At 42.1% G+C, this 14430-nt stretch carries 16 protein-coding genes; all 16 read left to right on the forward strand.

All coding sequences use genetic code 11. From position 1 onward, the window contains the following. The first annotated feature begins 8 nt into the window (after positions 1-8). Positions 9-536, forward strand: a complete 528-nt coding sequence (locus tag K1I61_RS00215; RefSeq protein WP_223332565.1) for a YqeG family HAD IIIA-type phosphatase — start codon at positions 9-11, stop codon at positions 534-536. Positions 537-538: 2 nt separating this feature from the next. After that, complete coding sequence (gene yqeH / locus K1I61_RS00220; RefSeq protein ID WP_223332567.1) at positions 539-1645, forward strand: ribosome biogenesis GTPase YqeH; 1107 nt, start codon at positions 539-541, stop codon at positions 1643-1645. A gap of 211 nt (positions 1646-1856) precedes the next feature. Continuing rightward, a complete protein-coding gene (yhbY, locus tag K1I61_RS00225) occupies positions 1857-2168 on the forward strand; it encodes a ribosome assembly RNA-binding protein YhbY (RefSeq protein WP_000060171.1) in 312 nt (103 codons plus the stop codon). Positions 2169-2218: 50 nt separating this feature from the next. Further along, on the forward strand, positions 2219-2848 hold the full coding sequence (locus K1I61_RS00230; RefSeq protein WP_004251404.1) for a nicotinate-nucleotide adenylyltransferase: 630 nt from the start codon (positions 2219-2221) through the stop codon (positions 2846-2848). Then, positions 2848-3441, forward strand: coding sequence for a bis(5'-nucleosyl)-tetraphosphatase (symmetrical) YqeK (gene yqeK, locus K1I61_RS00235; protein WP_223332569.1), 594 nt, complete (start codon positions 2848-2850; stop codon positions 3439-3441). Before K1I61_RS00230 ends, yqeK begins: the two co-directional genes overlap by 1 nt. Next, positions 3442-3942, forward strand: coding sequence for a cysteine hydrolase family protein (locus K1I61_RS00240; protein WP_223332571.1), 501 nt, complete (start codon positions 3442-3444; stop codon positions 3940-3942). It abuts the gene before it with no gap. Between the two features lie 12 nt (positions 3943-3954). Then, positions 3955-4308, forward strand: coding sequence for a ribosome silencing factor (rsfS, locus tag K1I61_RS00245; RefSeq protein ID WP_223332573.1), 354 nt, complete (start codon positions 3955-3957; stop codon positions 4306-4308). Between the two features lie 206 nt (positions 4309-4514). Beyond that, positions 4515-5255, forward strand: a complete 741-nt coding sequence (locus tag K1I61_RS00250) for a class I SAM-dependent DNA methyltransferase (RefSeq protein WP_317627982.1) — start codon at positions 4515-4517, stop codon at positions 5253-5255. Positions 5256-5264: 9 nt separating this feature from the next. Further along, the gene (locus tag K1I61_RS00255; RefSeq protein ID WP_223332577.1) at positions 5265-5657 is read left to right on the forward strand and encodes a hypothetical protein; all 393 of its coding nucleotides are present in this window, start codon (positions 5265-5267) and stop codon (positions 5655-5657) included. A 14-nt stretch (positions 5658-5671) separates the two neighbouring features. Then, complete coding sequence (locus tag K1I61_RS00260; protein ID WP_223332578.1) at positions 5672-6769, forward strand: nucleotidyltransferase; 1098 nt, start codon at positions 5672-5674, stop codon at positions 6767-6769. Between the two features lie 217 nt (positions 6770-6986). Next, positions 6987-8600, forward strand: a complete 1614-nt coding sequence (locus K1I61_RS00265; RefSeq protein ID WP_223332581.1) for a ribonuclease Y — start codon at positions 6987-6989, stop codon at positions 8598-8600. A gap of 136 nt (positions 8601-8736) precedes the next feature. Further along, positions 8737-9363 (forward strand): guanylate kinase, encoded by a 627-nt coding sequence (gene gmk, locus K1I61_RS00270; protein WP_000775049.1) that lies wholly within the window; start codon positions 8737-8739, stop codon positions 9361-9363. Positions 9364-9387: 24 nt separating this feature from the next. Next, positions 9388-9702 (forward strand): DNA-directed RNA polymerase subunit omega, encoded by a 315-nt coding sequence (gene rpoZ / locus K1I61_RS00275; protein ID WP_004251389.1) that lies wholly within the window; start codon positions 9388-9390, stop codon positions 9700-9702. Positions 9703-9786: 84 nt separating this feature from the next. Further along, positions 9787-12177 carry a primosomal protein N' gene (locus K1I61_RS00280; protein WP_223332586.1) on the forward strand — a complete coding sequence of 797 codons (2391 nt, stop codon included), beginning with the start codon at positions 9787-9789 and terminating at the stop codon, positions 12175-12177. Between the two features lie 11 nt (positions 12178-12188). Beyond that, entirely contained in the window at positions 12189-13124 is a 936-nt protein-coding gene (fmt, locus tag K1I61_RS00285) for a methionyl-tRNA formyltransferase (protein WP_223332587.1), read from the forward strand. Beyond that, complete coding sequence (gene rsmB, locus K1I61_RS00290) at positions 13117-14430, forward strand: 16S rRNA (cytosine(967)-C(5))-methyltransferase RsmB (protein WP_223332588.1); 1314 nt, start codon at positions 13117-13119, stop codon at positions 14428-14430. The genes fmt and rsmB overlap by 8 nt, the downstream gene beginning before the upstream one ends.

Raw genomic sequence — 14430 nt, forward strand, 5'->3', positions numbered from 1 at the left:
GAGCCAGAATGGCGATTGAACATTACATGCCAGATTTTGCTGTGGAAGCAGTTTATGATTTGACAGTAGAAAGCCTGCAAAAACAGGGAATAAAAGCTGTTTTGGTAGATTTAGATAACACTCTCATTGCTTGGAATAACCCTGACGGGACTCCAGAGATGAAACGATGGTTGCATGATCTTCGTGATGCAGGGATTCGCATTATCGTAGTCTCAAACAATTCTAAAAAACGTGTTCAACGAGCAGTTGAAAAATTTGGAATTGATTATGTTTACTGGGCTTTGAAGCCTTTTACTTTCGGGATTGATCGAGCGATGAAAGAATTCCACTATGAGAAAAATGAAGTGGTCATGGTTGGGGATCAGCTCATGACAGATATTCGTGCAGCTCACCGTGCAGGAATTCGCTCGATTTTGGTTAAACCCTTGGTGCAGCACGATTCCATCAAAACGCAAATCAACCGAGCTCGTGAACGTCGTGTTATGAAGCAAATCACTGAGAAGTACGGACCTATTACTTATAAAAAAGGAATTTAACTATGGAAGAAATTCTCTGTATTGGTTGTGGAGCAACCATTCAGACGGAAGATAAGACTGGGTTGGGTTTTACACCTCAGTCAGCATTGGAAAAAGGTTTGGAAACTGGAGAAGTATATTGCCAACGTTGTTTCCGTCTTCGTCATTATAATGAAATTACAGATGTGCAGTTGACGGATGATGATTTCCTCAAACTCTTGCACGAGGTAGGAGATAGTGATGCCTTGGTGGTCAATGTCATTGATATTTTTGACTTCAATGGCTCTGTTATCCCAGGTTTGCCACGCTTTGTCTCAGGTAATGATGTGCTTTTGGTTGGAAATAAAAAAGACATCTTGCCTAAGTCTGTTAAGGATAGCAAGGTAACCCACTGGCTGATGGAGCGCGCTCACGAGGAAGGTTTGCGTCCTGTTGATGTCGTCTTGACTTCAGCACAAAACAAGCATGCCATCAGAGAAGTAATCGACAAGATTGAGCACTACCGTAAGGGACGTGACGTCTATGTGGTCGGCGTGACCAATGTTGGGAAATCAACCCTTATCAATGCCATCATCCAGGAAATCACGGGTGATCAAAATGTCATCACTACTTCACGTTTCCCAGGAACAACCTTGGACAAGATTGAGATTCCGCTTGATGACGGATCTTATATCTATGATACACCGGGGATTATCCACCGTCACCAGATGGCTCACTACTTGACTGCTAAAAACCTCAAGTATGTCAGCCCTAAAAAGGAAATCAAACCTAAAACATACCAGCTCAATCCTGAACAAACCTTGTTTTTAGGTGGACTGGGACGCTTTGACTTTATTGCAGGAGAAAAGCAAGGTTTCACAGCTTTCTTTGACAATGAACTCAAACTTCACCGCACCAAGCTAGAAGGAGCCAGTGCCTTTTACGACAAGCACCTGGGAACTCTCCTCACACCGCCAAATAGCAAGGAAAAAGAAGATTTTCCAAAACTGGTCCAACATGTCTTTACTATCAAAGACAAGACAGACCTAGTTATTTCAGGACTAGGCTGGATTCGTGTAACAGGGGCTGCTAAAGTCGCCGTTTGGGCACCAGAAGGCGTCGCCGTCGTCACACGAAAAGCCATTATATAAAATAAAATCACCGAGCGAACAAAGTGAGCTCATAAAAAGATAGTTATTGCCGTGGTGTGATTGCCAATCCATAGATTGGCAAGGGGCACAATTGAGACTTAGGCTCAATTGTGAGGTCAGGAAATCCATTTTTCAAAGATGATATCTTTGGAAAATTAGTTCCGACCGTCCCTCACCACCTAAAATAACTATCAAAAAAGGAAGAAAGAATATGTCATTAACATCGAAACAACGTGCCTTCCTAAACAGCCAGGCACATACCCTCAAACCCATCATCCAAATCGGGAAAAATGGTCTCAACGACCAAATCAAAACAAGTGTTCGTCAGGCTCTTGACGCTCGTGAATTGATCAAGGTTACTCTCTTACAAAACACAGATGAGAATATCCACGAAGTAGCTGAAATCTTGGAAGAAGAAATCGGCGTGGATACAGTCCAAAAAATCGGACGTATCTTGATTTTGTATAAACAATCAAGCAAGAAGGAAAATCGCAAGATTTCTAAAAAAGTTAAAGAAATCTAAGAATGATACTCCAAAAACTGTTTTTACAGAAGACTAAAGGAGATTAGCCTATGGCAATCGAACTGTTAACTCCCTTTACAAAAGTGGAGTTAGAGCCAGAAATCAAGGATAAAAAACGTAAGCAAGTTGGAATCTTAGGGGGAAATTTTAACCCTGTTCACAACGCCCACCTTATCGTGGCAGACCAAGTGCGCCAACAGTTGGGATTGGATCAAGTTCTGCTCATGCCTGAATACCAACCACCTCACGTAGACAAAAAGGAAACCATTTCTGAACACCACCGCCTCAAGATGCTTGAATTGGCTATCGATGGAATCGAAGGTTTAGCTATTGAGACCATTGAGCTAGAGCGCAAGGGCATTTCCTACACCTACGACACCATGAAGATTTTGACAGAGAAGAATCCAGATACAGATTATTACTTTATCATCGGCGCTGACATGGTAGACTATTTACCTAAATGGTATAGAATTGACGAACTGGTCGACCTCGTTCAGTTTGTAGGAGTTCAGCGACCACGATACAAGGCTGGGACTTCTTATCCAGTCATCTGGGTGGATGTGCCTCTCATGGATATTTCATCCAGTATGGTACGTGATTTTATTGCCCAAGGTCGTACACCTAACTTTCTCTTGCCAAAACCAGTGCTAGACTATATCGAGAAAGAAGGGCTTTACTGATGGCATACCAAGACTATATCAACTGTTCGCGTGAACAATTGTTGGAAAAAATGACAGAGCTCCTACCTGAAAAACGTCTAACCCATTGTTTGGGTGTAGAGCGTGCAGCCATAGAATTAGCTCAGCGCTTTGGTGTGGATGTTGAGAAAGCTGGTTTGGCAGGTCTCCTTCATGACTATGCTAAAAAGCTATCAGATCAAGAATTTTTAGATTTGATAGACCGTTATCAACTGGACCCTGATCTTAAAAACTGGGGCAATAATGTCTGGCATGGCATGGTCGGTATCTACAAGATTCAGGAAGATTTGGATTTGAAAGATCCTGAAATTTTGCGTGCAATAGAAATTCATACAGTTGGAGCTGGTCAGATGACGGACCTTGATAAGGTTATCTACGTCGCAGACTACATCGAGCATAATCGTGCCTTTCCAGGGGTGGACCAGGCGCGTGAGATTGCAAGTTTGTCACTCAATAAGGCAGTAGCCTATGAAACAGCTCGTACTGTAGAGCATTTGGCTCACCAGGGATTTCCTATCTATCCCCAAACCCTTGAAACCTATAACGCCTATGTGCACTATTTGAAAGAGGACTAAATGAAGACGGCTTTTATCATTATTGATGTACAAAATATTTTAGTGGAAACGGGGTTTCAGACAAAAGGTCTATTGGAAAAAATTTCTTATTTACAAAACCAAGCTAGAAGTAAGAATATCGAAATTATCTATGTTCAACATATTGAGAACCCTGAAGCCCAAGCATCAGAAGATTGGCAGTTATCTGCTCTTTTAAATCGAAAACCTGATGAAAAGGTCTTTCAGAAGAAGTATAATAGTATTTTCAAAGAAACTGGTTTAAAAGAATACTTGGATAAACAGGGGATTAAAAAATTAGTTTTATGTGGTATGCAGACAGAATATTGTGTGGATACCTCTGTCAAGGTTGCTTTTGAATATGGCTATAAGCTTATTATTCCAGAAGAAACTTGCACAACGTTTGATGGGAAAGATATTCCAGCAGAAACGATAAATGAATTTTATGAGGGCATTTGGGAGGGGCGCTTTGCAGATGTCGTAGATTACAAACATATTTTCTAGAAAGAGGAATAAATGAACGAAAAAGAATTACTAGAACTAGTCGTGAAAGCGGCTGATGAGAAACGTGCGGAGGATATCCTCGCACTTGACGTACAAGAATTGACCAGTGTGACAGACTATTTTGTTATCACGAGCTCAATGAATAGCCGTCAGTTGGATGCTATCGCTGAAAATATCCGTGAAAAAGTAGCTCAAGCTGGCTTTAAAGGTAGCCATGTTGAAGGCGATGCAGCTGGAGGCTGGGTCTTGCTAGACCTTGGTGGAATCGTTGTGCATATCTTCTCAGAAGAAATGCGTGCCCACTATAACCTAGAAAAACTATGGCATGAGGCAAATTCAGTAGATTTATCTGAAGCTTTAGCCTAGTAGATGAACTCAGTTGTAATCAACTGGGTTTTATTTGCTTATTTTAGAAGAAAATCGTTAGAAAGGTAAGGGCGTCGTGTTTGGTAATGTTGAAACTGAACACGAGCTAAAAACTGAGAGAAAGAGAATTACTTCCTTTGTATCTGATGATACGGCAGAAAGATACCTATTTTCTCTTCGTTTTAAACGCTCTTTGTATCTTAATAATGGCAACATACGAGACTTTTGCGGCTGTTTATGATGCAGTCATGGATGATAGTTTATACGATAAATGGACGGATTTTTCCCTCCGGCATTTGCCCAAGACTAAGGAGAGAAAGAAACTCTTGGAGCTGGCTTGTGGTACAGGAATCCAGTCCGTTCGCTTTTCTCAAGCAGGTTTTGATGTGACTGGACTGGACTTGAGCGCGGACATGTTGAAGATTGCTGAGAAGAGAGCGGCATCAGCCAAGCAAAAGATTGATTTTATGGAAGGCAATATGCTGGATTTATCCAAGGCAGGGAAATTCGATTTTGTCACATGTTACTCGGACTCAATCTGCTACATGCAGGATGAGGTGGAAGTAGGGGATGTCTTTAAGGAAGTTTATAATGCCCTTAATGAAGATGGGGTCTTCATCTTTGATGTGCATTCGACCTACCAGACAGATGAGGTTTTTCCAGGCTATTCTTACCATGAAAATGCAGAAGACTTTGCCATGCTTTGGGATACCTACGAGGATGCAGCGCTACATTCTATCGTGCATGAGTTGACCTTTTTTATCAAGGAAGCGGATGGTTCCTTTAGTCGTCACGACGAAGTTCATGAGGAGCGGACTTATGAGGTCTTGACCTATGATATTCTGCTAGAACAAGCTGGTTTTAAGTCCTTCAAGATTTATGCTGACTTTGAGGATAAGGAGCCTACAGAAACCAGTACTCGTTGGTTTTTTGTGGCACAGAAGTAGGAGGTTGATATGGTTCGATCAAAATATTCTTGGGAAGAAGTATCGCAGTTTAATCGTATCCGTCAAAATGGAACGCTTTGGGAAAAAGATGGGCAATATTTTTATGTTCAGGAAGAAGGAACCGTATTTTCAGAGTTAGTTGTTTACGATATGTCTAAGAAACTTTTTGATATGTTAGTAAATGAAATAAAATCGGAGGATGATATCCGACATATGCTAATGTATGGAACATGGCCAATGACGGTTGCCGGATGCCATAGACCAACGATGTTGATAGCTTATCCTGAACTGCAAAAGAATTATAGTAATGAACAACTAGCAGAAATCCTTCCAGTAGGAGAAAAACAATGGCTTAACTGGAGAGGGAGATTGCCTGAGTGGTATCGTAGATTTCGTCATTAGAAAGGGAGAACATCATGACCATTACAGGTATTATAGCGGAGTTCAATCCTTTTCATAATGGCCATAAATACCTGCTAGAACAGGCGGATGGGCTGAAAATCGTTGCCATGTCTGGGAATTTCATGCAGCGTGGAGAGCCTGCTATCGTGGACAAGTGGACTCGGGCCCAGATGGCACTAGAGAATGGAGCAGACTTGGTAGTAGAATTGCCATTTTTAGTCAGTGTTCAAGCGGCGGATTTTTTCGGTCAAGGTGCAGTGGCTGTTTTGGCTCGTTTGGGCATAGATACCCTTTCCTTTGGGACAGAGGAAGTTCTAGATTACCAGAAAATTGCTAACTTATATGCAGAGCGTAGTCAAGAGATGGAGAATTTTGTGGACAATCTACCTGATTCCCTCTCCTACCCTCAGAAAACCCAAGCCATGTGGAAGGAATTTGCAGGTCTTGATTTTTCGGGTGATACGCCCAATCATGTCTTAGCTCTTGCCTACGCCAAGGCAGTTGCTGGAAGAAATATCAAACTTCATCCAATTCAACGTCAGGGAGCAGGATATCATTCTGTGGACAAGGATGTGGACTTTGCTTCGGCGACAGCCATCCGTCAGCATCAATCAGACTCAGATTTCTTAGAACGCTTTATGCCTTCTGTTAATCTCTTTGAAAATGCTAGTAAGGTGAGCTGGGAAGATTATTTTTCACTTTTACGCTATCAAATCTTGTCAAATCCAGATTTAAGTACTATTTATCAGGTCAATCAAGAGATGGCTGTACGTATTAAGGAAGCCATCAAAATAGCAAAATCTATTGAGGAATTGGTTGAGTTAGTGGCTACCAAACGCTACACCAAGGCGCGTGTGCGACGCCTCTTGACCTATATCTTGGTCCAGGCTAGAGAAAGTGACTTGCCAGAAGCCATTCATGTCCTAGGTTTTACCGAAAAAGGTAGACAACACCTTAAAGCTTTCAAGGAGCAGGTCAATCTAGTTAGCCGAATCGGTAAAGAACCTTGGGATGCCATAACCCAAAAGGCAGACCAAATCTATCAACTGGGACACCCTAGTATAGCAGAACAGAATTTCGGCCGAGTGCCAATCAGAATCGAATCGAACTAAGTCTACTTTGAGGTGGACTTTTTTCTTATTTTTTGCAAAAAAATTCTTTTAAAAAATAGTTAGGTTTAAGAAGCTTATTTTACTAAGGAAAATGAAGATAATGCTCCTAAAAATAACTAAAACAACTTCTATTTAAGGTTTGTTAAAAATATTTTTTTGTGGTAAAATGTATAAGAATGCATGTCATTCAGATAAACAAATAAATTGAGGTAAAAACATGGAAATTATGACAATTGTTATAGTTGTTTTTGCCGTCATCATTGGTTTAGTCATTGGATATGTCAGCATCTCAGTCAAGATGAAATCATCACAAGAGGCTGCAGAGTTGATGCTTTTAAATGCTGAACAAGAAGCAACTAATTTACGAGGACAAGCTGAGCGCGAAGCGGATTTATTACTAAATGAAGCCAAGAGCGAAAGCAAATCCCTTAAAAAAGAAGCACTATTGGAGGCTAAAGAGGAAGCCAGAAAATACCGCGAAGAAGTGGACGCTGAATTTAAGTCGGAGCGTCAAGAACTCAAGCAAATCGAAAGTCGTTTGACGGAGAGAGCTACGAGCCTTGACCGTAAAGACGATAATTTGACGAACAAAGAAAAAACACTTGAACAAAAAGAACAAAGTATTTCTGATAGAGCAAAAAACCTTGATGCACGTGAAGAGCAACTAGAGGAAATTGAAAAGCAAAAGCAAGCTGAACTTGAGCGTGTCGGAAGTCTGACTCAGTCAGAGGCAAAAGATATTATCTTAGCTCAAACAGAAGAAGACTTGACCAAGGAAATTGCTAGCCGCATTCGTGAGGCGGAGCAAGAAGTCAAGGAACGTTCAGATAAGCTTGCTAAGGATATTTTATCCCAAGCGATGCAGAGAATTGCTGGTGAGTATGTAGCTGAGTCTACCAACTCGACAGTTCATCTGCCTGATGATACTATGAAAGGTCGTATCATTGGTCGTGAAGGTCGCAATATCCGTACTTTTGAAAGTTTGACAGGGGTTGATGTCATCATTGATGATACGCCAGAAGTGGTAACCTTGTCAGGTTTCGATCCTATCCGACGTGAGATTGCCCGTATGACGATGGAAACCTTGCTTAAGGATGGACGAATTCACCCAGCTCGTATCGAAGAGTTGGTTGAGAAAAACCGTCAAGAAATTGATAACAGAATTCGTGAATATGGTGAAGCTGCAGCCTATGAAATCGGTGCACCAAACCTTCACCCAGACTTGATGAAGATCATGGGTCGCTTGCAGTTCCGTACTTCATACGGACAAAATGTCTTGCGACACTCAATCGAAGTGGCTAAGTTAGCTGGTATCATGGCTAGCGAACTTGGTGAAAATGCAGCTCTTGCCCGCCGTGCAGGATTCCTTCACGATATTGGTAAAGCCATTGACCGAGAAGTAGAAGGTAGTCACGTTGAGATTGGTACTGAATTAGCTCGCAAGTACAAAGAGCATCCAGTTGTGATTAACACGATTGCTAGTCACCACGGAGATGTAGAGCCTGAAAGTGTGATTGCAGTTCTCGTTGCTGCAGCGGATGCCTTAAGTGCAGCCCGTCCAGGAGCTCGTAGCGAATCACTTGAAAGCTACATCAAACGTCTCCATGATTTAGAAGAAATCGCTAATAGCTTTGAAGGAGTTCAAAATAGCTTTGCCCTTCAAGCAGGTCGTGAAATCCGAATCATGGTAAATCCAGGTCAAATCAAGGACGATAAGGTCACAATCTTAGCTCACAAAGTTCGTGAGAAAATCGAAAACAATCTCGATTACCCAGGAAATATCAAGGTAACCGTGATTCGTGAACTTCGAGCAGTTGATTATGCAAAATAAATAAGAAAGAGCAGTTGAAAAATTACTGCTTTTTTGTTACACTAGATAGAAAGATTGTAGTAAGCAGAAATGCCTTCACAAAGAGAATTCTGAATGAATTTTCAAGGCATTTCACAAACTATCCAAAGGAGACATCATGGCAGACCGTGGCTTACTAATCGTTTTTTCAGGTCCTTCGGGAGTTGGGAAAGGAACGGTTAGACGAGAAATTTTTGAGAGTTCTGAAAACCAATTCCAATATTCTGTATCTATGACAACGCGGGCGCAACGTCCAGGTGAAGTAGACGGAGTTGACTATTTCTTCCGTACGCGTGAAGAATTTGAAGAATTGATCCGTCAAGGACAGATGTTAGAGTATGCAGAGTATGTAGGTAACTACTACGGAACTCCTCTGACCTATGTCAATGAAACCCTTGATAAGGGGATTGACGTCTTCCTTGAAATTGAAGTGCAGGGAGCTCTTCAGGTCAAGAAAAAAGTTCCAGATGCGGTCTTTATCTTTTTGACACCACCAGATTTGGAAGAATTGCAAGATCGTCTCGTAGGCCGTGGTACCGATAGTGCAGAAGTGATCGCCCAGCGTATCGAAAAAGCCAAAGAAGAAATTGCTTTGATGCGTGAGTACGACTATGCTATTGTCAATGATCATGTTCCTCTTGCCGCAGAACGTGTCAAACGTGTGATTGAAGCAGAACATTTCCGCGTCGATCGTGTCATCGGTCACTACCAGGATATGCTACCAAAGTCTCCGACTATTCGATAAACTATAGAAAACAGGTACAAACAAATGATGCTTAAACCCTCTATTGATACCTTGCTTGACAAGGTACCATCAAAATATTCACTCGTCATCTTGGAAGCAAAACGTGCTCACGAATTAGAAGCTGGAGCAACTCCAACACAAGAATTCAAATCTGAAAAATCTACACTTCGTGCCTTGGAAGAAATTGAATCAGGGAATGTAACCATCCACCCAGATCCAGAAGGAAAACGCGAAGCTGTTCGTCGTCGTATCGAAGAAGAAAGACGATTGAGAGAAGAAGAAGAAAAGAAAATTAAAGAGCAAATCGCGAAAGAAAAAGAAGAAGGTGAAAAAATTTAAGGTTGGGGGGACTCAATCTTATTTTTTCTATTGCAAGAATACTCAATCAATTAAAACGATTTAAGTAAAGAAGGAGGTGAGGATATGGCTATTGCAAAAATCATTGTGGATGTTCCTTTGATGCAGACAGACCAGCCCTATAGCTACAAGATTCCAGAGGAATTTGAAGGAATGCTGGAAGTTGGTATGCGAGTTCATGTGCCTTTTGGGAAGGCCAATCGCTTGATTCAAGGGATTGTTCTTGGAATGGAACAAGAATCGGAAATGGCAGATGAGGACTTGAAAGAAATTGCTGAGGTGCTGGACTTTTCTCCTGTCTTAACGGAGGAACAACTCTGGCTAGCCGAAGAACTACGTAAGTCAGTTTTTTCATACAAGATTTCTATTCTAAAAGCTATGCTTCCAGGATTTTTGAATTCTAGCTATGATAAAATCCTCTATCCTCTGGAAGGCTTGAGTCAGGAGGAAAAGGAACGCTTATTCGGTTCGCAAGAGTCCTTAGCATTTTCATCACTTGATTTGAAAAAGCAGGCGGAGATGATGCGATTGACTCGCAAAGGGCTCTTGAAACTCGAGTATCAGGCTATAGACCAGAAGAAGGTTAAAACACAGTCTTGGATTCAAGTGAATCTTGACAAATTAGAAAAGCTAGAAATCTCAAACCGTGCCAAGAAGAAATTGGAACTGCGAGATTATTTATTAGCACATCCAGAAAGTACTCCTTTGGCTGCTTTGTTAGAACATTACTCTCGGCAACAAATCAATTTCTTTGTGGAACAGGGTGCTTTGACGATCCTTCAAAAAGAAGTACAACGTTCAGCTGCCTACTTTGAAGGAATCGAGTCAAATCAAGCCTTAGAGTTAAACCCAGAGCAAAAACTAGCCTGTGAGGCGGTTGTTGGAGCGATTGGGAAGAAACACCCTCCATTTCTCCTTCAAGGAATCACAGGAAGTGGGAAAACCGAGGTTTACCTACAGATTATCCAAGGTGCCTTGGATATGGGAAAAACAGCGATTGTTCTAGTTCCGGAAATCTCTCTGACACCTCAAATGACAGAGCGCTTTATTGCTCGGTTTGGCGATAAAGTCGCCATCCTCCACTCTGGGTTGTCCAATGGTGAAAAGTATGATGAGTGGCGCAAGGTGGAGCGTGGAGATGCTCAGGTAGTTGTTGGGGCCAGGTCTGCTATTTTTGCACCTTTGAAAAATTTAGGTGTTATCATTATTGATGAAGAGCATGAGGCTAGTTATAAGCAAGATAGCAATCCTCGCTACCATGCTAGAGATGTGGCTCTTTTACGTGCCCAGTACAATCAAGCTGCCCTAGTCCTTGGTTCTGCAACACCGAGTCTAGAAAGCCGTGCGCGTGCTGGTAAGGGTGTTTATCAACATCTACGTCTGACTCAACGTGCCAATCCTTTAGCAAGTATTCCTGAAGTTCAACTCATTGACTTCCGTGATTACATTGGGCAGAATGAAACATCAAACTTTACACCACCACTGATTGAGGCCATTCAAGATCGACTGGATAAAAAAGAGCAGGTTGTTCTCATGCTCAATCGTCGTGGTTATTCTAGCTTTGTCATGTGCCGAGAATGTGGGACTGTTGATACCTGTCCAAACTGCGATATTTCCTTGACGCTACATATGGATACTAAGACTATGAACTGTCATTATTGTGGATTTTCTAAAGAAATCCCCCATGTCTGTCCTAACTGTCAGAGTCGTAGTATTCGCTATTATGGAACGGGGACACAGAAGGCTTACGATGAGCTAGCGGAACTCTTTCCAGAGGCACGCATTCTACGCATGGATGTGGATACCACTCGTAAAAAAGGCAGTCACCAAGCTTTACTTGAACAATTTGGCAATGGTGAAGCGGACATATTGCTAGGAACCCAGATGATTGCCAAGGGCTTGGATTTTCCAAATGTGACCTTGGTTGGTGTTCTCAATGCGGACACAGCCTTGAACCTGCCTGATTTTCGTTCTTCTGAGAGAACCTTCCAACTCTTGACCCAGGTGGCAGGTCGCGCCGGTCGTGCTGAAAAGGCAGGTCAGGTCTTGATTCAGTCCTATAATCCACAACACTATGCCATTCGATTTGCCAAGGATCAGGACTACGAAGGTTTCTATACCTATGAAATGGGTATCAGACGTCAGTTGGGTTATCCACCTTATTATTTCACTATTGGAATCACCTTATCTCATAAAAAAGAAGAAGAGGTTCTTAGACGTGCTTATCAAGTCATGGATATTTTGCGGTCAGGTTTGTCGGATGCTAGTATTATCCTTGGACCAACGCCAAAACCTATCGCTCGTACTCATAACCTCTATCATTACCAAATTTTGATTAAATACCGTTTAGAAGATGAGTTAGCTTCAACCCTTAATCAGGTCTTAGCCCTAACTCAAGAACGTGAAAATAGCGAACTTCGTCTCAGTATTGACAACGAACCGCAACAATTTTTATAGAAGGAGAAAAGATGACAAAACTAATCTTTATGGGAACTCCCAATTTTTCAGCAACTGTTTTAAAGGGGCTTTTGTCAGATGACCGCTACGAGATTGTAGCGGTTGTAACTCAGCCAGATCGTGCGGTCGGCCGTAAAAAAGTTATCCAGGAGACCCCAGTGAAACAAGCTGCCAAAGAGGCAGGTCTGCCTATCTACCAACCAGAAAAATTATCGGGTAGTCCAGAGATGGAAGCTATCATGAATTTGGGAGCTGACGGCATTGTGACTGCAGCTTTTGGACAATTTCTCCCAAGTAAACTCCTTGATAGCATGGATTTTGCAGTCAATGTTCACGCCTCCCTCCTTCCCAAACACCGTGGTGGAGCTCCTATCCATTATGCCTTGATTCAAGGTGATGAAGAAGCAGGAGTAACCATTATGGAAATGGTCAAGGAATTGGATGCAGGGGACATGATTTCCCGTCGCAGTATTCCCATTACTGATGAGGACAATGTAGGAACTTTGTTTGAAAAATTGGCCATTGTTGGGCGTGATTTGCTTTTGGAAACTCTACCTGCTTATATAGCTGGTGAAATTCAGCCTCAACCGCAAGACCCAAGCCAAGTAACTTTCTCACCAAATATCAAACCAGAGGAGGAGAAACTGGACTGGAACAAGACCAACCGTCAACTTTTCAACCAAATCCGTGGGATGAATCCATGGCCAGTTGCTCATACCTTCCTCAAGGGAGAACGCTTCAAAATCTATGAAGCCCTACCTGTAGAAGGTCAGGGGAATCCGGGTGAGATACTCTCCATCGGAAAGAAAGAATTGATTGTCGCAACAGCAGAAGGAGCTCTATCTCTCAAACAGGTTCAACCAGCAGGAAAACCTAAAATGGACATTGCTTCCTTCCTCAACGGTGTTGGACGAAGTTTGGCTGTAGGAGAACGATTTGGTGACTAAAGTAGAAACGGCTAGAAACTCAGCCTTAAAGGTGCTAGAGGATGTCTTTGTCAATCAAGCCTACTCCAATATCGCCTTAAATAAACACCTCAAGGGAAGTCAACTGTCAGCAACTGACAAAGGTTTGGTGACAGAGCTTGTTTATGGAACCGTAGCTCGTAAACTAACTTTGGAATGGTATTTGTCTCACTTTATTGAGGATAGAGACAAGCTAGACAGCTGGCTCTATGTTTTGCTTCTCATGAGCGTCTATCAACTCCAATACTTGGATAAGCTTCCTGATCATGCAGTGGTCAATGAAGCGGTAGAAATTGCAAAACTTCGTAAAAAGGGTAGCGAAAAATTGGTCAATGCAGTCCTTCGCCGTATCTTGCGAGAAGGTTTGCCAGATATTGCCAGTATCAAGCGTAAGAACAAGCGTGATTCCATCGCATACTCTTTACCAGTGTGGTTGGTTTCTAAGATAAAGGAAGAGTACGGAGAAGAGAGAGCGCAAGCGATTTTTGAAAGTCTACTCAAGCGTAACAAAGCCAGTATTCGAGTGACCGATTTAAGTCGAAAAGAAGAAATCAAAAAATTGCTTGGAGCAAGTGATTCTGTTTTATCAAATACTGGTCTGGTCAAGGAGCAAGGCCACTTTGCAGGACATGATTTGTTCGCAGAAGGGGCTATAACCATCCAAGACGAGTCCAGTCAATTGGTTGCTCCGACTCTTGATCTACAAGGTGATGAACAGGTCCTGGATGCCTGTGCGGCTCCTGGTGGCAAGACAGCCCATATGGCGTCTTATCTAACGACAGGTCAGGTAACAGCTCTGGATTTCTACGACCATAAACTCACTTTGATTCGAGAAAATGCGGAGCGTCTAGGTGTAGCAGATTGTGTGCAAACGCAAAAACTGGATGCTCGAAAAGTGCATGAGTTTTTTGGCAAGAATCAATTTGATAAGATTCTAGTCGATGCCCCTTGTTCAGGGATTGGACTTTTACGTCGGAAACCAGATATCAAATATAACAAAGACACTGCTGATTTCGCGTCATTACAGGAAATTCAGTTGGAAATATTAGGTAGTGTTTGTCAAACGCTACGTAAAGGTGGTATAATAACTTATAGTACCTGCACTATTGTCTCCGAGGAGAACTTTCAAGTTGTTCAAGCATTTTTAGAAAGTCATCCAGAGTTCGAGCAGGTTAAACTAGAACACGAATGCAAGGATATCCTAAAAGATGGCTGCATCCTCATTACTCCAGAATTGTACGGAAGTGATGGATTCTTTATCAGCCAATTTCGTAAGATATCCAATTAG

Origin of the sequence: Streptococcus infantis (genome assembly GCF_019929665.1) — a bacterium.
In the GTDB taxonomy this organism is placed as follows: Bacteria; Bacillota; Bacilli; order Lactobacillales; family Streptococcaceae; genus Streptococcus; species Streptococcus infantis_H.